The organism is Alicyclobacillus cycloheptanicus (assembly GCF_028751525.1).
GTDB lineage: Bacteria > Bacillota > Bacilli > Alicyclobacillales > Alicyclobacillaceae > Alicyclobacillus_L > Alicyclobacillus_L cycloheptanicus.
This window is the reverse complement of record NZ_CP067097.1, coordinates 2,068,817-2,087,451: the sequence shown is the minus strand read 5'-3', so window position 1 is coordinate 2,087,451 and position 18,635 is coordinate 2,068,817. Positions and strand designations below refer to the sequence as shown.

Annotated in this window: 16 protein-coding genes; 7 read left to right on the top strand and 9 right to left on the bottom strand. The window is 60.6% G+C overall.

The annotated features are described in order from the left end of the window. The first annotated feature begins 88 nt into the window (after positions 1 to 88). Together JI721_RS09595 and JI721_RS09590 are read left to right on the top strand one after the other, a co-directional pair. Positions 89 to 1,255 (top strand): acyl-CoA dehydrogenase family protein, encoded by a 1,167-nt coding sequence (locus tag JI721_RS09595; RefSeq protein WP_274457781.1) that lies wholly within the window; start codon positions 89 to 91, stop codon positions 1,253 to 1,255. Positions 1,256 to 1,527: 272 nt separating this feature from the next. Next, positions 1,528 to 2,010, top strand: coding sequence for a MarR family winged helix-turn-helix transcriptional regulator (locus JI721_RS09590; RefSeq protein WP_274454659.1), 483 nt, complete (start codon positions 1,528 to 1,530; stop codon positions 2,008 to 2,010). Between the two features lie 45 nt (positions 2,011 to 2,055). On the opposite strand, the gene alr is transcribed toward JI721_RS09590, so the two are convergent. From alr to JI721_RS09575, 3 genes are read right to left on the bottom strand one after another with little or no spacing between them, the layout of a single operon-like run. Next, the gene (gene alr / locus JI721_RS09585; RefSeq protein WP_274454658.1) at positions 2,056 to 3,231 is read right to left on the bottom strand and encodes an alanine racemase; all 1,176 of its coding nucleotides are present in this window, start codon (positions 3,229 to 3,231) and stop codon (positions 2,056 to 2,058) included. Between the two features lie 23 nt (positions 3,232 to 3,254). Continuing rightward, positions 3,255 to 4,370: an alanine dehydrogenase gene (gene ald / locus JI721_RS09580; protein ID WP_274454657.1), complete on the bottom strand. Its 1,116-nt coding sequence runs from the start codon at positions 4,368 to 4,370 to the stop codon at positions 3,255 to 3,257. Between the two features lie 55 nt (positions 4,371 to 4,425). Beyond that, positions 4,426 to 5,541, bottom strand: coding sequence for a dipeptidase (locus JI721_RS09575; RefSeq protein ID WP_274454656.1), 1,116 nt, complete (start codon positions 5,539 to 5,541; stop codon positions 4,426 to 4,428). A 248-nt stretch (positions 5,542 to 5,789) separates the two neighbouring features. Between JI721_RS09575 and JI721_RS09570 the strand changes: the two genes are divergently transcribed. Next, positions 5,790 to 7,169 (top strand): APC family permease, encoded by a 1,380-nt coding sequence (locus tag JI721_RS09570; RefSeq protein ID WP_274454655.1) that lies wholly within the window; start codon positions 5,790 to 5,792, stop codon positions 7,167 to 7,169. A gap of 148 nt (positions 7,170 to 7,317) precedes the next feature. Continuing rightward, complete coding sequence (locus JI721_RS09565; RefSeq protein ID WP_274454654.1) at positions 7,318 to 7,869, top strand: helix-turn-helix domain-containing protein; 552 nt, start codon at positions 7,318 to 7,320, stop codon at positions 7,867 to 7,869. Positions 7,870 to 7,886: 17 nt separating this feature from the next. Here JI721_RS09565 and JI721_RS09560 read toward each other — a convergent pair whose 3' ends face one another. Continuing rightward, positions 7,887 to 9,509: an L-lactate permease gene (locus JI721_RS09560; protein ID WP_274454653.1), complete on the bottom strand. Its 1,623-nt coding sequence runs from the start codon at positions 9,507 to 9,509 to the stop codon at positions 7,887 to 7,889. A gap of 278 nt (positions 9,510 to 9,787) precedes the next feature. On the opposite strand from JI721_RS09560, the gene JI721_RS09555 reads away from it, so the two are divergent. From JI721_RS09555 to JI721_RS09545, 3 genes are all read left to right on the top strand, one after another. Then, positions 9,788 to 10,837, top strand: coding sequence for a zinc-dependent alcohol dehydrogenase family protein (locus JI721_RS09555; protein ID WP_274454652.1), 1,050 nt, complete (start codon positions 9,788 to 9,790; stop codon positions 10,835 to 10,837). 168 nt (positions 10,838 to 11,005) lie between these two features. Then, the gene (locus tag JI721_RS09550; protein ID WP_274457779.1) at positions 11,006 to 12,340 is read left to right on the top strand and encodes an aldehyde dehydrogenase family protein; all 1,335 of its coding nucleotides are present in this window, start codon (positions 11,006 to 11,008) and stop codon (positions 12,338 to 12,340) included. Between the two features lie 212 nt (positions 12,341 to 12,552). Then, positions 12,553 to 13,800: a thermonuclease family protein gene (locus tag JI721_RS09545; RefSeq protein ID WP_274454651.1), complete on the top strand. Its 1,248-nt coding sequence runs from the start codon at positions 12,553 to 12,555 to the stop codon at positions 13,798 to 13,800. A gap of 57 nt (positions 13,801 to 13,857) precedes the next feature. Here JI721_RS09545 and JI721_RS09540 read toward each other — a convergent pair whose 3' ends face one another. From JI721_RS09540 to JI721_RS09520, 5 genes are all read right to left on the bottom strand, one after another. Next, positions 13,858 to 14,907 (bottom strand): LLM class flavin-dependent oxidoreductase, encoded by a 1,050-nt coding sequence (locus tag JI721_RS09540; RefSeq protein ID WP_274454650.1) that lies wholly within the window; start codon positions 14,905 to 14,907, stop codon positions 13,858 to 13,860. Position 14,908: 1 nt separating this feature from the next. Beyond that, positions 14,909 to 15,568 carry an NADPH-dependent F420 reductase gene (locus JI721_RS09535; protein WP_274454649.1) on the bottom strand — a complete coding sequence of 220 codons (660 nt, stop codon included), beginning with the start codon at positions 15,566 to 15,568 and terminating at the stop codon, positions 14,909 to 14,911. A 103-nt stretch (positions 15,569 to 15,671) separates the two neighbouring features. Continuing rightward, entirely contained in the window at positions 15,672 to 16,388 is a 717-nt protein-coding gene (locus tag JI721_RS09530) for an SDR family oxidoreductase (RefSeq protein WP_274454648.1), read from the bottom strand. Between the two features lie 192 nt (positions 16,389 to 16,580). Continuing rightward, on the bottom strand, positions 16,581 to 17,732 hold the full coding sequence (locus JI721_RS09525; protein WP_274454647.1) for an MFS transporter: 1,152 nt from the start codon (positions 17,730 to 17,732) through the stop codon (positions 16,581 to 16,583). A 167-nt stretch (positions 17,733 to 17,899) separates the two neighbouring features. Then, entirely contained in the window at positions 17,900 to 18,487 is a 588-nt protein-coding gene (locus tag JI721_RS09520) for a nitroreductase family protein (protein WP_274454646.1), read from the bottom strand. Between the last annotated feature and the right edge of the window lie 148 nt (positions 18,488 to 18,635).

Here is an 18,635-nt window from a genome sequence, read left to right as displayed (position 1 = left end):
CTCAAACTAACGGTCGGTAGCCCCGTAAGCGCTATCTTGATGATTCGTATTGAACAGAATCAAGAGCCGAAACGGAGGACTTGGTGTGCTGAACTTTGAACTCTCCAGCGAACAAAAGGAAATGCAGAAACTGGCGCACGACTTCGCGGTCGAGAAAATTCGCCCAGTCGCGGCGTATCATGACGAAACCGAAGAGTTCCCGTGGGAGGTTGTGCGCGAAGCCCACAAAATCGGACTGACCACCTATCAATACCCGGAAGAGTACGGCGGCGGCGGCATCACCGATGCGGTCACCGGCTTGCTCATCGCAGAAGAACTGGCGTGGGGCTGTGCGGGCATCCAGACCTCCATTACCGGCAGCGGGCTTGCGGGGCAAGGCATTCTGGCCACAGGCACGGAAGAACAAAAGAAGAAATACATCGGTTACCTGTGCGACCCAAAGGAACTGCACCTGGGCGCCATGGGACTCACGGAACCCGACGCGGGCTCGGACGTCTCGTCGATGCGGACGACCGCCGTCCGCGACGGCGACAGCTGGGTGCTCAACGGCACCAAGCAGTTCATTACACACGGCGGCATTGCGGACCTCCACGTCATTTTTGCACAAACCCAGCCCGGCAGCGGCTGGAAGGGCATTGAATGCTTTGTCATTGAAAAGGGCACACCGGGCCTCTCCATGGGCCGCAAGGAAAAGAAACTGGGTGTCCGCGCTTCCCACACTGCGCAGGTTGTGTTGGAAGACTGCCGAATTCCGCTGGAGAATCGACTGAGCGGACTGGATGGCAACCCGAAAGGCATTTCCGGCGGCCTCGGGTGCCTGATGATGCTCGAGCGCACCCGTCCTGCCGTTGGCGCGGCGGCGATTGGTGTCGCGCGCGCCGCGTACGAGTACGCACTCGAGTACGCGAAGACGCGCGTCGCATTCGGCCACAAAATCATTTCAAACCAGGGCATCTCCTTCAAGCTGGCGGACATGGCGACCGCGATTGACGCGGCGCGGCTGCTGGTGTGGCGCGCAGGCTGGCTGCATACGATGGGCCAAAATGCGGGGCTGCAAGCCAGCATGGCCAAGCTGTTTGCCGGTGACACGGCCATGAAGGTGACGGAAGAAGCGGTGCAAATTCTCGGCGGAAATGGTTACATCCGCGAGTATCCGGTGGAAAAGTGGATGCGGGACGCGAAAATCTTCAAGATTTGGGAAGGCACGGCCGAGATCCAACGGCTCGTGATTTCCCGCGCCATCGCTGGACGGTAAAGGGTTCCAGGGTTCAGAGAGGATTTGAGGCGGCGCGGGCCGCGCACTCCACGGGGCGCTGGGGCAGAACGCCCCCGCCCCGCCGCCGTCTTTCTACGGCAAGTGACCGTGGAAATCCGCACACGAACTGCGCACCAATCCCCCACACGAAAACCACTCGGGAATGCGGCAAGCGAAGCCCCCAGGAAAAACCGCGAGTTTGTATTCTACAACCAGGCATTGGTAAGATACAAGTGTAGAAGCCGCTTCGAAGACGAGTTTGGAGGATTTTCATGGCTGAAACAGGCGATGAAGTTTACCAACAAGTTGAACACTATGTTTCCTTGCTCATCCGACGTGCGGATATCACGAAGGCCATCGATAGTCAGATTTTGGACCGTTCCGCCTACATCTTATTGGGCCAGCTGGACACAACCGGGTCGCAGACCATCAGCACGCTGGCCAGCCGGCTGCTGCTCGACATCTCCACCGTCAGCCGGCAAATCGCCGCCCTGGAATCCAAGGGACTGGTACACCGCGTGCCTCATCCGGAAAACACCCGGTCCAGCTTATTCACCATGACCGCTGAAGGCCAGCGGTTATACAACCTGATGCGGGAGAAACGCGTGCGGCGCTATCGGGAAATCCTGGCGGACTGGCCTGACGAAGAAACGGCCGCCTTGGCACGGTGTCTCAAACGCCTGAACGAATCCATCGAAGTGCGCGCGAAGCGGTGGCTGGGAGACCCACAGCCACAGCGCGGAAACGGCCCGTAAACGGCAAGGGGACAGCCAGAGCGCGTCCCCTCACCCGTCACCTGGTCAATGGTGGTACACACGGGGGACTCTCGGCGCGATCGCACAGAGGAGTTCATACGCAATGGTGTCGATGAGACCCGCCAGTTCGGGCAGGGTGCGGTCGTTGTAAATGACCACCTCGTCCGCCTCCTGTGCATCGGCACAATCGGTCACGTCAATCATTGTCTGGTCCATACACACGCGGCCAATGATGGGGCACGGCCGCCCGTGGACGAGAAAATACCCGCGGTTGGACAAGGCGCGCGGCAGGCCGTCCGCGTACCCGATGGGAACCGTTGCCACGAGAGTCGCCCGGCGCGTCACGTACGTGCTCCCGTAGCCAATGGGTGTCCCCGGCGGGACTTCCTTGAGGTGGGCAATCCGCGACTTTAGCTGCAAGGCTTGTACCAGCGCCAGCGAGCGGGACCGCAGGTGCTCCGAAGGATACACGCCGTACAAGCTGATGCCAAGCCTCACCATGTTGAAGTGGCTCGCCGGCACCTGCAATATCCCGCCGGAGTTCGCCGCGTGCAGCAACAGCGGCGCCTCGCCAGGTACGTGCTGCCGCAGCAGGTCAAACAACGCGGCTGCGGTTTGCAGCTGCTGCTTGGTGAAGTCCAGTGTCTCGGCATCGGATTGCGCCAAATGGGTGAATGCGCCGCGCAAATGGATGTTCGGATTGCGGGACAGGCCCGCTGCGGCCTGCAGCAGTTCTTCTGCCGTGCGCACGCCAAGCCTGCCCATGCCCGTGTCGATTTTCAGGTGAACGTCGAGCGGCGTCTCGGCGGACGCATCCATACACGATGCCAACTGGTCCGCATGCCGTGCAGACACAACGGTCAGCATGACGGCGTGGTGTGCAGCCGCGGCCGCATGGCGGGGCGGGACGTACCCCAGCACGAGAATGGGTCCGCGCACCCCCGCGGCTCGCAACGCCAGCGCCTCGTCCAGCGTGGCGACGCCCAACTGCGCCGCGCCAGCCGCCAAGGCCGCCGCTGCCACCTGTACGGCCCCGTGCCCGTACGCGTTCGCTTTCACCACCGCCATGACCTGCCGCTGCAAACCAATGTGGCGCTGGACGGCGCGCACGTTGTGGGCGATGGCCGAAAGGTCGACCTCCGCCCACGTGTCCCGGTAAAACGTCCCTTCCGGCGTCGTGATGTTGGACGTCGTGATCGTAGGCATCGTGATGTCTGGCATGGTGACGGCCCCCTTGCCCGCGGTCAGGACAAGACCGCGTCGTACGCCTCGTAGGCCATATCCAGCGCCCGCGCAACCGTCGGATGGGTAATTTTTCCCTCCGCCGTATTCAGGCCGCCTCGCAGCACCGGCTGTTCCTGCATCGCCCGCTGCCAACCCAGATTGGCAATCGCCAGCGCGAAGGGAAGCGTTGCGTTGGTCAGCGCCAGCGTGGACGTGCGCGCCGCGGCCCCTGGAATGTTCGCGACGGCATAGTGAAGCACGCCAAACTTCTCGTAGACAGGGTCCTCGTGGGTGGTGACATGGTCAATCGTCTCAATGGAGCCGCCTTGGTCAATCGCCACGTCAACAATGACCGATCCCGGCCGCATCGACTGCACCATTTCGGTCGTGACCAGCTTCGGCGCCTTTGCGCCAGGAATGAGCACAGCGCCAATCAACACATCCGCATCGGCGACGCACGCTGCCAAGTCGTACGGGTTTGATGCCAGCGTCTGCACCTTGTTGCCAAACAGGTCGTCCAGATACGCCAGACGCTCTGCGCTCTTATCCAAAATCGTCACGTGCGCGCCCATACCGACTGCGATTTTCGCCGCATTGGTGCCCACGGTCCCCCCGCCGACGATCACGACGTTGGCCGCCTTCACACCGGGCACACCGCCGAGCAAAATGCCCCGCCCGCCATAGTGGTTCTCCAGGAACTGCGCAGCAATTTGCGGCGCCATCCTGCCAGCGATTTCGCTCATCGGCGCCAGCAAAGGAAGCCCGCCCGTTGGCGTCTGGACCGTCTCATAGCCGATGGCCGTCGTTTTGGACGCAACCAGCTGCTTGGCCAGTGTAGGTTCGGCAGCCAGGTGCAGGTATGTAAACAAGGTGAGGTCTTCCCGGAAAAACGGGTACTCGGACGCCTGGGGTTCCTTCACCTTCACCACCAGGCTGGCCTGTGTCCATGCATCTTCGTGTGATACCAGTTTGGCACCAGCCGCTTGGTATTCCTCATCCGTGAAGCCACAGCCTGCGCCAGCCCCCGCTTCCACGAGCACTTCATGCCCGTGGGCAATCAGACTTTTCACGCCGATGGGCGTGACCGCAACCCGGTGTTCGTTGTGCTTGATTTCTTTTGGGACTCCAATCACCATAACGGTTTCCTCCTCTATGCCCCCTGCGGTTTGTGCAGGATGGGCTCCTTTCCCTTCATGACTTCGCAGTGACCGGCGCCTGGGACGTGGCACGCATAACGCGGCATGCGTTGTCAAACGCAATCATCGCGATGTCTCGGTCGGAGAATCCGCGTTCGGACAACCGTTCCAGCAGACGCGGCACGTCCTCGACACGCGCGAGGCCCTGGGTTCGTTCCGGAAAGCCAAAGCTGTCCGGCAGGTAATCCATAAAATCAAACCCCAGCCCCACATGCTCGATGCCGATGCGCTCGGCGATGTAGACGATGTGGTCGACGTACCGGTCCAGGGTTGCGTGCTCGACGTCGACGAATCGGGCGTACGCGTTCACCCCGACAATGCCGTGCCGTTCGCCAATCGCCCGCAAGTGCCGGTCAGTCAGGTTGCGCGGATGGTCGCACAAGGCGCGGGCGTTGGAATGCGACGCGATGACGACCCCGTTCGCAGCCTCCAGCACCCCGTCCGTCGACGGTTCATCGAGGTGCGAAACGTCGATGAGGATGCCAGCCTGCTCCCACGCTGCCACGACCTCGCGGCCAAACCAGGTGAGGCCATGGTGGCCGTCGGGATTGTCAAATTGGCCCGGGCCGCTCGCGATGGCGTTCTGCTCCCCCCAGGTGAGAATGGCGCACTGGACGCCAAGCGCCCGCAAAATCGCCCGCGTCTGCGCCGATTGCTCCAACAGCCGGCCGCGCCTGCCCGCTTCCCCGGGGGTCACGGGCGATGCCTCGGGTCGAATCTTCGCCGGATCGGACGATTCATCCCCTGCTTCCCAGGCGACCGGCCACTGTTCGACGAACGACATGCCCTCGACGCTGAGCATCACCGCCACCTTGTCTGCGGGCAAAGGCCGCAGCAAATCCCGCGGGTCTTTCACGACGTGGACACACGCCGCAGACTCCGCCAGGTCGGCCAACAGTGCACCAACAATCTGTATCGCGCGCTGTGCAGCCTGACGACGATACGCAGGTTCAACCCAGACCGCCAGGACGGCAGCCCGAACGCCGCTCGCCAACAGGCGGCGGGCGTGCCGGCGCAGGAACACCGCTCGCTCCCCCTGGGCCCGCCGCAGCGCGATATCAGCGGGGATGTCCGAGTGTAAATCAAAGATGATGCCGCCGGATGAATGCACGCGAACGCCCCCTTCCCTGGTACGAGTCATTATAGGACGCCCGTGGCCAGAATTCAATATCATAAAATCCATCACAATATAACACTGATAAGTGCAGTATCCTGAACGCCGTGCGCCGTTCATCCCCGCTGCAGCCGCCAATCGTTCCGCCGCCGCACCGATTGACAAGCCCACAGATTTTAAGATAATGTATCAAATATCTTTAAAGTTAAGTTTATTGAAACCGCTCACAAAAGGAGGAGAAGACTTTGTTCGCAGATCACGCCAAAGCGAAAGGTGGCTTTGTTCCTGTCATGGGACTGCGGCAGGTGCTGGCGATCGCAATTGCCGCCATCTCGCCGACGACCTCCGTCTTTCTCGTCTACGGCGACGAACTGAAATCAGCGGGCACGGGCGTGTTTTGGGCATTCATCATCGGTGCATGCATCGCGGTTTCCATGGCGTTTTGCTACGCCGAACTCGGGGGCATGTACCCCGGCGCGGGCGGCGCCTACACCATTGTCCGGCGCGCACTCGGCAAACCGCTGGGGTTTGTCGCCGTGCTGTTGTTTCTGGTGCTGGGCATCGTGGTCACCGCCAGCATCCTGGTGTCGTCTGCCACGTACCTGCATTCACTCGTTCCGCAAATTCCAGTCAACTGGGCTTCCGTCGTGATGATGGCCATCGTCACCTGGTTCTCGCTGGAACGCATCGGCGCCGCAAGCTGGGTCGCGATGGTGATGCTCGTCATCGAATTGGCGGTGATTTTCGTCTTTATCGTCGTGTCCTTTACTGGTGTGCACCATCCGATTGGATTCATTCTTCACCCGGTCACGACGAATGCGCACGGCGCCGTCACCGGGGTTGGCTTTGCGGCCATGATGGCGGCCGTCGTCCCGGCCCTGTTCGCGTTCAACGGCTATGACTGGCCGCTGTACTTTGCGGAAGAGACCCATCAGCCCCGGCGTGTCCTGCCGCGCGCCGTGATGATTGCTGTGTTGACGTCGGTCATCTTCGAGGTGCTCGCGGTCATTGCGTCGACGCTCGCCATTCCCAATTTCGCAACCGCCATGCAGTCCGACGCTCCGCTGACCTATGTCGCGCAGTCCGTCGCAGGCCATGCGGGCGCCACCATTCTCATCATCGGCGTCATCATCGCGATGTTTGACACAGGGCTCAGCGGCAACCTGGCGTACGCCCGCATCTATCTGGACTCTGCCCGAAACGGCAGCTGGCCGGGGCCCATCAACCGCTTCTTCGCCAGCATGAACCGCCACAATGTGCCGAAATGGGGTTTTGTCTTCCTCGGTGTGGGAAACGCAATTTTATGCTACTTCACGTCCCTGAACAATCTCATCACCTTCACGGGCGTCATTATTGTCACCATTTACTTGCTGATCGCGATTTCGGCCATCGTCGCCCGCTTCAAGCACCGGACCGACGACCGTCCGTTCCGCATGCCCATCTGGCCGCTGCCGCCCATCATCGCCATCATTGGCGTAGGCGTCGCTCTTTCCCAGCAGGCCGTTGGCGACATCGTCAAGACGGCGGTGATTGTCGTCGTGGCACTGTTGTACTGGCTCGCCTACCTTCGACTGAAAGAACAAAAGCAGTCCGCAGCTTCTGAAGCCGTGTCCAGCGAAGGCTGATGCTGCTTGTGCGAGTGGGCTGGACGTCTGCATCCACGCTGTCCAGCCCTGGCACGGCGCAATTTTCTTCGGTATCCTATGAGATGAACTTTTGGCTGAAGTTTGCCGATCGATTTGGAATCGCTGCGTCATGGTGGGGGATGTCACGATGTCAGAATTTGATTACTCCAAACTGCGGGAAATCCGCCAGCTCAAAGGACTGACCATCAAGGAACTTGCAGAGGCATGCGGCGTCAGCGCCAGCCTCATCAGCCAGGTGGAGCGCGGCAAGGTCATTCCGACCCTCACTGTGTTCTGGAAGATTTGCAACTACCTCGACACCCCAATGCACGACTTTTTTCAAAAGCAGGATTCGGATGAAACGCTGGTGGTGCGCAAGAACCAGCGTAAAATCATCCAATTTCCGGACTCCCACGTGCGATACCAGCTGCTCAGCCCGAACCTGCAGGGACAAATTGAGTTCTTGTTGGTCGAGATTGAACCGGGCACGGCGCACGACCCGGAAGACATGGTGACACACAGCGGCGAGGAATGCGGCTTCGTGCTGGAAGGCGAACTCATCGTCCGCCTCAGCACGCGCGAGATTCACCTGTTTGAGGGGGACAGCATTTCGTTCCCGTCGTCCACTCCCCACCGATTTGCCAACCCGGGCAAGGTCACGTCCCGTTCGATTTGGGCCATGACCCCGCCCAGTTTCTAACTGCGCTCGTACCGGTCTTACCCCTTGGGCACCATTCCGCTCCATCCGTGGGCTTGGAGCACAACGAGAATGCCAAGCAGCACCGTCAAAACGATGCTGTGAAGAAACGTCCGCCGAATCACCAATCCTTCCTTGCCTCGCAATTCCCCCGTCGACACCCCGGTGCTGACGTTCTGGGGCGAAATCATCTTGCTCATGACCGCCCCGCTGGAGTTTGTTGCAGCCATCAAATACGGATTCAGGTGCAGCCGATTGGCCGCAACAACCTGAAGGTTGCCGAACAAGGCGTTCGAAGAGGTGTCTGACCCGGACAGAAAACAGGCAATCCAGCCGAGAAACCCGGAGAAGAATGGAAACAGCGCCCCCAGGGCCGCCACGGCGATGCCAAGGGTATACGCCATGCCTGAGTAGTTATACAGATAGGCGAGCCCTACGATGCACACCACCGTCAAAATCGGAAAGTACAGCTGCTTCCAGCTGTCTGCTGCCGCACCGAAGAAATCGCGCCAGCTGGCGCGCAGCATCAAAGCACTGAGAATCACCGACACGAGGATTGCGGTGCCTGTGGCGAGCGGCTGGAACGACCATGTAGCAGCGTACAATTTATGGTACAGAGTAAGGTAGACCAGGTTGTTCAGCCCCGGCCAATTCACATCCATCTGACCAATCGAAGACAGTTTCGCAAACGTCCAGATGATGACCACGACGGTCACGGTCAGCCACGGCACCCAGCCGCGCCATCCGCCGGCACCGCCTGCGTTCAACCCCGCCTGCACCGTCCGGCTGTGCGCATACGACTGGTATTGGTCCGTATCTTTGGGACGCCAGACGCGGGTAAACAACACGATGCAAATGAGCGAAACCAGCGCCGCCAGGACATCTGGCAGTGCTGGACCAACGTAATTGGACACCACGAACTGCGTCAGCGCGTACGACAGTCCAGCGACCAGTGCTGCGGGCCACGCACCCCGCAGCGCCTTCCAGCCGCCCATGACCACAAGCACATAAAATGGAAGAATCAGCGCAAAAATCGGCAACTGTCGCCCAACCATGGCGGACAATGCGTTGACGTGCAGATTCGTCACTGCCCCGAGGGTAACGACCGGCACGCCCAGCGCGCCAAAGGCGACGGGCGCGGTATCGAAAATCAAAGCGAACACGACGGCGTCCAGCACCGGGAAGCCGAGCCCCACCAACAGGGCGGAGGCAATCGCCACGGGCGTCCCGAACCCGGCAATCCCTTCCATCAAAGCGCCGAAACTGAAGGCGATGATGAGTACCTGGATGCGCCGGTCTGCGGTGGCGTAGTGGTACATCCACTGTCGAAACTGGTCGAACGCACCGGTGCGCTGGCTGAGGTTATACAGCCACATCGCGGCAAACACGATCCACATCACCGGCCACAGTGCGAACACCACCCCGTTTCCGACCGCGGACAACGCGAGGTGTGCCGGCATTTTCCATACGGCGAGCGCAATGATGAAACCAACAACGAGTCCGGAAATCGCGGCAATCCACGCCGGCGTTCGCACGATGCCGAGCAGGACGAGCACAACCGCGATCGGAATCATGCCCACCAGAAACGAGCCCAGCATCGAACCACTGACAGGCAGCAGAATTTGATGAAAGAGGCCCTCCACAACTTCTTCCTCCCTTCATTCCGACCGTCGCCGCGCGGACTGCGAACCCGGTGCGCGTGCCCGTGTGACGGTCTGTGAGATGTTGCTTGAAAACGATTTCCATGAAATAATCTATTGTGCGGATGTGAGACTCATGATTTCTTGGAATAGAATTCCGCGATGCAGAACAGCGCAGGCTGGAAAAGTCAGGATGATGCGCGCCGCGGGCGGAACCACTATACTAGAAGCGTGTAGGTGTTCTTTTCACCCTATCGATTCAGAAGACAGGAGTTGACCCGATGAAAGCCGCTGTCCTGGAAGCCTTTCACGCTCCACTGGTGGTTCGGCAAATTGCCGATCCCGAGCTGACGCCCGAGGGCGTCATCCTGAAGGTTGAGGCTGTCGGCGTGTGCCGCAGTGACTGGCATGCCTGGGTTGGGGAATGGGGAGAAAAAGCTGTGCCCCCGCTGCCGCATGTACTGGGTCACGAAATCAGCGGCACCGTGGTGGAAACAGGGTCGCAAATCCGCAATTTTAAACCTGGCGATCGCGTCATTGTCCCGTTCAGCCAAGGCGATGGCAGCTGTCCGTACTGCATCGCCGGGCACCAGAATGTCTGCGAACACCGCCAGATGCCTGGATTCACCTACAAGGGCGGCTTTGCGGAGTACACACACATCCCGCATGCGGACGGCAATCTCATTCACCTGCCGGATGGCGTGGAGTTTGTTGAGGCAAGCGCCATGGGCTGCCGCTTCATGACCGCGTTTCACGGTGTCACACAGCGCGGCAAGGTCGGACCGGGCGAATGGGTGGCCGTGTACGGCGCAGGCGGTGTGGGCTTGTCTGCGATACAGATCGCAACCGCCATGGGCGCAAACGTGATCGCCGTTGACATTTCCGACGACAAACTGGACTTTGCGAAACAAGTTGGCGCTGTGGAAACGGTGAACAGCACAAGGCACAAACCTTCGCAGGCCATTCGCGAACTGACGGGCGGCGGCGCGCATGTCTCCATCGACGCGCTGGGCATTCAGGAGACAGCGGTCAACGCGGTCAAGAGCCTTCGCAAACAGGGACGGCACGTCCAGATTGGCATGACCTCGTATGAAAACGGTGGCATGGTGGAATTGCCGTTGAACTTGATTGTCGAAAACGAAATTCAGATTGCAGGGTCGTTCGGGATGCCGGTGCCGGAATTTCCGGCCATGCTGCAAATGGTCGCCAAACGGCGCCTTGAGCCCGGCAAATTGGTCACGAAAACCATCTCCTTGGAGGAACTTGGAGATGCGTTCCAGGATATGAGCAACTTCTCCGGCGTGGGCGTCACCGTGGTCAATCAATTCTAACTTCCCGCCGGAAGGTCCGCAGTCACCCGCTTGACGCTGGCAGTCGCTCGCTTTGTGGATGTTTTGCAGGAAACTTCCGACCGGCCGTTCGGTGGACGAACGCCCGCCTGCCGGTCGAGACCGCAGCGATTCTTTATGATGGGGAGGCTGGCTCCGATGAGTATCGAGATCACGACAAACGTAAAACAGGACATCGAGCGCGTGTTTGCACTGCAAAAGAAGCATCAGTGGACGGTGCGCCGCACCACAGCCGCCGAACGCAAGGCAAAACTGCAGCGGCTGATGGATGTCATCCAGGCACATGAGGACGACATCGTGGAAGCCGTTCGCCAGGATGTGCGCAAGCCGCACAAGGAAATCAAGGCGGCGGAAGTGGTCGGTACCATCCGCTCCATTCAGCACACGCTGGACCATTTGGAAGACTGGATGGCGCCGGTGCCGGTCGGGTCCTCCCTCTACCCGACGTCGGAAAACTTTGTGATGTATGAGCCAAAGGGCGTCTGTCTGATTCTTGGCCCGTGGAATTACCCATTCAGCCTGGCGATGATTCCCCTGGCCGCCGCTGTCTCGGCAGGCAACTGCGCGATGGTGAAATTGTCTGACCTCACACCGGAGACGAGCCGCATCGCGGCGAACATCGTGCGGGAGGCGTTCGACGAGCGCGAAGTCGCTGTGTTTGAAGGAGAAGTCGAGGTTGCAACGGCACTCTTGGAACAGCCGTTCGACCACATCTTCTTCACGGGAAGCACGAACGTCGGGCGCATCGTCATGACCGCAGCAGCCAAGCACCTGTCCTCCGTGACGCTCGAACTGGGCGGCAAGAGTCCGACCATCATCGATCACGATTTCGACATGGCGGAAGCGGCCAAACGCATTGCGATTGGCAAGTTTATGAACGCCGGCCAGACCTGCATCGCCCCGGACTACGTGTTCATCCGCAAGGAGGACGAAGATGCCTTTATCGGCCACCTAAAAGGCTTCGCCGACAGCTATCTCAAAGACGGTGCAGCGGTTGACCCCGAGAAGTTTACACAGATTGTGAACGAACGGAACTTCAACCGCGTCAAGGGGCTGTACGACGACGCCCTCGACAAGGGAGCAGAAGTCGTGTTCGGCGGCATTTTTGACCCGGCCGAGCGGCTCATCGCACCGACCGTACTGAGACATGTGACGCCGGACATGAAGATTATGCAGGAAGAGATTTTCGCGCCCATTCTGCCGGTGATGAACTATGAAACCCTGGACGACGTCATCACATACGTCAACGAGCGCGACAAGCCGCTCGCACTGTACATCTTCAGCCAGAACCAGGACGTGATTGACCGGGTGGTCAATCAGACGACGTCGGGGAATGTGTCCGTGAACAACGTGGTCATTCACTACTCGGATTTGCAGCTGCCGTTCGGCGGCGTGAACACAAGCGGCATCGGATCGTATCACGGCGTCTATGGATTCCGGGAGTTCTCGCACGAAAAAGGCGTCTACGTGCAGCCGAAGAAGTAAGCCGGCGCAGCGATTGCGCAGGCATCTCATGAGATGACGAAAACTGCTGATTTGGGCCGTCACCGTGCCTTTGCCGGCGCCGGATGCCCAGATCGGCAGTTTTTTTGCCCTTCTTTGCTGCCATCCGGCACACCCTGGTTTGATTCTCCTCAACAACCAATTTATCTCCTGCCCTCATTCTTGTAAGATGAAGAACGAGAGGTGGAGAAACGATGCACGTGATTCGCTGGATTCTGGGGGTCTGTGTCCTTCTCTTCGCGTTCTTCGGGCTTCTCGGTACATGGCTCGACCGCAGGCGCAGGCGGAAGGGGCGGCAGTACGCGTTGGCCATCGTGCTGATGCTCATCGGCTTCGCCATCGTGCCCGTTCGTTCCAACGATACGTTGGCAACGACGGCCCCGGCGCATGCTCAAGCCGCTGCTTCGAACCATACCGCCGCAAGTTCTGCCGCAAGTGCCGCCGGCAGCGGAAGCGGGCATGCCGCGGCCGCGGCCGGAACGACTCAGAACGCGGCGCAGCGCGACGCAGCCACGGCCAATGCCACGACAGCGGCCCGCACTGTCACGGCCGGATCGACCAATGACACCATTCGACCGACCGGCACCCTGATTCCCGTCGTGGTGTCGAAGGAGACAGACGGCGATACCATCCACGTGCGGATGGGCGGAAAAGACTACACCGTCCGCATGCTGCTGATTGACACGCCGGAGGATGTCAAACCCGACACGCCGGTGGAGCCCTACAGCCTGGAGGCCGCGGCATACGCGCGACAAGTCCTGCCCGTCGGCAAACACATCTACATCCAAGAAGGCAAACCGGGTGCCACCACAGACAAGTACGGGCGGCTCCTGGCATATGTCTTCGTGACAAAGACCGATATGTACAATGAGGACGTCGTGCGCAAGGGTTTAGCGCGCGTGGCCTACGTAGAACCGCCAAACACCGACTATCTGCCGCAGTTGGACGCGGCCCAGGCCTACGCCAAGTCGCACCACCTCGATATTTGGAGCATTCCGGGTTATGTGACGCCAACCGGGTACAGCGTCAGCGTGGCCCTCAAGTGGGATGCCGCGCATCACTACGGCCAGTCCAGCTCGACGACCGGCGGCAGCGGCTCGGCTTCGTCATCTTCGTCAACCGCACACAGCGGCGGCTCGTCTGCCCGCCAGGCGACAGCCTCCAACACCGCCGCGCTGAAGGTGGTCGCCTCGCAGCTGACGGTCGCGCCGGACAACGATGCCAGCGTTACGATTCAAACCAGCCCCGGCACGGCAGGCAAGATTGAAGTCGACTACAAATCAGGCCCAAGCCACGCGCATGGGCTTGAGCCTGAGACTGCCAACAGCCAGGGACGAATCACCTGGCGATGGCTGGTGGGGTCCAACACCACACCCGGCACGTGGCCGGTGCACATTACGGCGGGCGGGCACAGCATCACCGTCTATCTGCATGTGACCTGATGCGGTGCCCCAGCCCGGGCCCCAGCCGGCTCCGCCGGCTTCCTTCGTCCACGATGTTTACTGGGAAGCCTCCCACTGTGCAACTTCTTCGCGCACGCGCGGCGCCACCTCTGTCCCGAGCAGCTCGATGGCTCGCATCACATCGTCATGCGGCATCGTGCCCACCGGAACATGCAGGAAAAAGCGCGTGATGCCAACGTTTTTCCGCAGGTCAACAATCTTCTTCGCGACCCAGTCCGGATCCCCGACGTACAGCGCGCCGTCAAAACTGCGCGCCGCATCAAACCGCCTGCGCGTGTACGGCCCCCACCCGCGCTCTTTGCCCAGCACCGTCATCGCCTGCTGCGTGGAGGGGAAAAACTTCTCCGCAGCCAGTTCCGTATCCTCCGCGACAAACCCGTGCGAATGTGACGCGACCGGCAGCTTCGCCGCATCGTGCCCCGCGTGCAGCGCAGCCTTCTTGTACAGCTCGACCAGCGGCGCAAACTGGCGCGGGCTCCCGCCAATGATGGCCAGCACCAGCGGCAGTCCCAACAGCCCCGCCCGGACCACCGAATCCGGGGTGCCGCCGCTCGCGATCCACACCGGCAGCGGGTTCTGCACAGGCCGCGGATATACGCCGAGGTCGTGAATCGCCGGGCGGAATTTGCCGCTCCACGTCACTTTCTCCGAGGCGCGCAGCTTCAGCAGCAAGTCGAGCTTCTCTGCGAACAGCGCGTCGTAGTCGTTCAAGTCGTACCCAAACAGCGGAAACGACTCGATGAACGAGCCCCGGCCCGCCATGATTTCGGCGCGGCCGTTCGAGATCCCGTCGAGCGACGCAAACTCCTCAAACACCCGCACCGGGTCGGCCGACGACAGCACCGTGACCGCACTCGTCAGCCGAATGCGCTTCGTCCGCGACGCCGCCGCTGCCAACACCACCACCGGCGACGAGGACGCATAGTCCTTGCGGTGGTGCTCGCCGACCCCAAACACATCCAGCCCCACCTGGTCGGCCAGTTCAATTTCCTCTACCACCTCGCGCAGTCGCTGCGCGTGGCTGATGACAACCCCCGTCTCCACATCGGGGGTCGTCTCCACAAAGGTGCTGATCCCAATTTCCACGTCATGCCCTCCACTCGGCTGTACGCACCGGACTTGCCGCCTGCAGGGCCTCTTTCAAGCCTTTTGCGTCCAAATCTGCACCATAGCAAGGGGTGCCCGGCTGTTGACGCCAGGACTCGTCCAGTGTGCCGGCGTCCACCGGGTCGAACCCCAATTCATCCACCAGCTGCATCACCTTTTGCTTGGCGACAGGGTCATCCCCCGCCACCGGCAGCGCGATGCGCCCAGGCGTACCCGCGGGGACGCCCTTTTCCAGCAGATGTTTCGCGTAAATGTTGTTGAACACCTTGATAACCGGCCGGCCCAGCTGCTTCTCCACCCACCGGCTCTCCGGCATGCCCGCCTCAATCTCCTCGATTTTTCCGTCGCGCTGCTTCGGATAGTAGTTGCCGGTGTCAATCACCACCGTCGTCTCCGGTACATTCGCAAACAGGTCTTTCGGCAGGTTCGGAATGTTCTTCTGCGGGATGGTGACAATCACGATGTCCGCTCCCTGCACAATGTCCCGCGGCACCCCGGGTGTGGCCCCCGTCTCAGCGGCGAGATCGGCCAAGGTCTGCGGACCGCGCGAGTTTGCAATGGACACCTGGTGCCCGAGTTTCGTCAAACGGCGGGTCAGCGTCCCGCCGATATGGCCCGTGCCGATGATCGCAATTTTCATGGTCGTTTTCCTCCTCTTTTTACAACGGGCTGTGCTGTACGGACGGCTGACGATACTGAAATGACGGCGCACGCCGCCGCCTCGGATGCGCGCCGGGTTGCAATCACGACAGCAGCGCCCCGCCTTCGATTTGAATCACGGTTCCGGTCGTAAACGTGTTCTTCGCCAGATAGACGTACGCTTCGGCAATCTCCTCCGCCTGCGCGATGTGCTTGACCGGCAGTGTATCCGCCACGTGTTGGAACATCGCCTGGCGGCTGGCAGCGTCCATCCCGCTGTAAATGGGGGTGTCCACCAGCCCGGGCGACACCACATTCACCCGAATCGGGGCCAGATCCACCGCTAAGCCGCGCACGAGTCCCTCGACAGCGGAATTGATGGCCGCCAGCGTCGAAGCGCCTTGCGGCGGGCGGCTGCCATAGACACCGGACGTCAGCGTGATGGACCCGGTCTTCTGGATGTATGGCAGTGCCGCCTTCACGGTCAGGTATTGTCCCCAGAACTTGCTGTCAAACGCCGCCCGCACATCAGCCGTGGGCAGCGTGTCGAAGGGGCCCATCACCGCGCCGCCGGCCGTGACAACAAGATGGTCGAAGGTTCCCACCTTGGCAAAGAACGCCTTTGTATCGTCTTCACTGCGAAAATCCAGGACGTGCCCCTGTACCTGGGCGCCCAACGCTTGCTTCGCTTCATCTACTTTCGCTTGTGAACGGCTCGCCACGACGACCGCCGCCCCCTGCGCAACAAAAGACTTCGCAGCCGCCAAGCCAATGCCGGATGTGCCGCCGACAATCACCACACGCTGATTTTGAAAGGACATACCCTCTACCTCCTCCACGTCGCTGCCTACCCAGCAGGTTCCTGCGCAGGCGCGATGCCTATGTACGAGATTGCCCCACACAGATGGACCGCATGGCCCCACAGGTTGGACCGCTTCGAACAGGCTCCTTCGTCGATCTTACTCTTTGTGCTTGCGTTTTTAAAGTGTCTATCTTTATGTAACAAACCAACCTCACCCTTCCGACAGAGAGCGAATCCGCCAGATGGAAGGAAACAGAAAGATCCACAGCGCCGCCACGACCAGTGTGCCAATACCGCCAATCAGTGCAGCTGGCACTGCCCCAATCCAGCCGGCCACCATCCCCGACTCGAACTCGCCGAGTTCATTCGACGTGCCAATGAACAGCTGGTTGACCGCGTTCACCCGCCCTTGCATCTCGTGCGGCGTCTGCAGCTGGACGAGGGAGGTCCGAATCACGACGCTCACCACATCGGAAGCACCAATCAGCAAGAGCGCAGCCAAAGACAGCACCAGGCTCTTCGAGACTGCGAACAGCATGGTGGACAATCCAAAGATACCGAGCGCGCCAAACAAGGTCGGACCAATCTTCTTCCGCAGCGGGAAGTAGGCGAACACGACAGACATGATGAGTGCGCCGACAGCTGGGGCCGTTCGCATCAGCCCAAGGCCCAACGGCCCGGTGCGCAGAATGTCCTGCGCGTAGATGGGCAAAAGCGCGGTCGCGCCGCCCAGCAGGACGGCGAACAGGTCGAGCGACAGGGTCCCCAAAATGACGGGATGACGCCGTACGAACACAAGGCCTTCGAGCAGGGATGCGAGGGACGCGCCCTTGGTCACCTTGACGGGGTGCTCCACTTTGATGAAGCCTGTTAAAACCACCGCCAAAAACGCGGCCAGCGCGGTCGTACCGTAGACCCACGTCGGCCCCGCCGCGAACAGCAGCCCGCCGAGAGACGGCCCCACAATTTGCGCCGCCTGGCTCCCAGAGGTGCTCCACGCGATGGCCCGTGGCATCCATGCTCGCGTCACCAGCTGCGGCAGCAAGGCGGATGACGCCGGCCCCCGAAATGCACTGGTCACACCAAGTACAACCGCGATCACGTAGAGCTGCCCGCTGCCAAGCGTACCCGCGAGATTTTCATAGAGTAGAAAGACACCAGCAAGGGCTTCGACCAGCTGACACAGCGACATGATGCGTCTGCGGTCATAACGGTCCGCGACATGCCCCACCACCAAGGTCAACAACAGCGTCGGAATGAACTGGGCCAGTCCAACAAAGCCAAGGCTGAAAGCGCTGTGCGTCAGCGAATACATTTGCCAGCCGATGGCCACCGTGAACATCTGCGAATAGGTGGACGCCAAGACCCGCGCGGCCCAGAAGCTTAGAAATGAGGGGGCTGTGCGCAACGAAGGTTCTGTGCCTATGGAACGCTTGGATGCATGATTGGCCTCGTCCAAAATCCACTGCCACGTCCTTTGTCAGTCGTCCTTTGTCAGTTAATGATGTGTCTCGGCAACAAGGAAGCGGCCTACGATTCCGTAGACCACCAAACCGTCTTCTGTTCAACCGGTGTGCGAACCGCCGCCGGCAGATGGTCGCCGTGGAGCGGGCGCCCAAGGTAAATGAAGCCGACGACCTGACCGCGTTCAGGGAGTTGAAACAGTTCCTTCATCTTCCTGTGGTACGCCTGCTTGCCCGTGCGCCAAATGGCACCGTACCCCAGCCCGTGTGCGGCCAGGAGCATGTTCTGCGCAGCGGCTGCCCCCGCCTCGACTTCCTCAATCCACTCCACCCGCTCATCCTCCGATGGCACGACCGTGATGGCGATGATGACCGGCGCGCGCAGCACCTTCGCAAATGCCTTGGCCTTGATGTCCTCCTGCTCTGCCTCCGGCAGCCCCGCGGCTTTTTCGAGGGCGATCTCGGCGAGCACATGGCCCAACCGCGCCCGTCCTTCTCCTTTCATGACAAAAAACCGCCACGGTTCCGTTCGGTGGTGGGTGGGCGCAAAGGTGCCCGCAGCCAAAATCTGTTGAATATCCTCGTCACTCGGCAAAACATCCTTATGTACGGCGCCCCAGCTTCGTCTGGTGCGGATGGCTTCCAAAACATCCATTGTGAATGCCCCCTTTCGGCTGCATTGTATCACAAAGGCATCCGGACAGAATTGTCGATTCCCCCCCAAAATGGAATCGAATGCGGCCCATCTGTGAGGCGAGCCATCGGCGCGCGCCCGCGGGTCCCCCCTCGCAGTGCCCGCCCGC

Excerpts from the sequence above, each read along its gene's own strand:
- JI721_RS09590 (WP_274454659.1), top strand. The coding sequence starts at position 1,528 with ATGGCTGAAACAGGCGATGAAGTTTACCAACAAGTTGAACACTATGTT.
- alr (WP_274454658.1), bottom strand. The coding sequence starts at position 3,231 with ATGCCAGACATCACGATGCCTACGATCACGACGTCCAACATCACGACG.
- ald (WP_274454657.1), bottom strand. The coding sequence starts at position 4,370 with ATGGTGATTGGAGTCCCAAAAGAAATCAAGCACAACGAACACCGGGTT.
- JI721_RS09565 (WP_274454654.1), top strand. The coding sequence starts at position 7,318 with ATGTCAGAATTTGATTACTCCAAACTGCGGGAAATCCGCCAGCTCAAA.
- JI721_RS09555 (WP_274454652.1), top strand. The coding sequence starts at position 9,788 with ATGAAAGCCGCTGTCCTGGAAGCCTTTCACGCTCCACTGGTGGTTCGG.
- JI721_RS09545 (WP_274454651.1), top strand. The coding sequence starts at position 12,553 with ATGCACGTGATTCGCTGGATTCTGGGGGTCTGTGTCCTTCTCTTCGCG.
- JI721_RS09535 (WP_274454649.1), bottom strand. The coding sequence starts at position 15,568 with ATGAAAATTGCGATCATCGGCACGGGCCATATCGGCGGGACGCTGACC.
- JI721_RS09530 (WP_274454648.1), bottom strand. The coding sequence starts at position 16,388 with ATGTCCTTTCAAAATCAGCGTGTGGTGATTGTCGGCGGCACATCCGGC.
- JI721_RS09520 (WP_274454646.1), bottom strand. The coding sequence starts at position 18,487 with ATGGATGTTTTGGAAGCCATCCGCACCAGACGAAGCTGGGGCGCCGTA.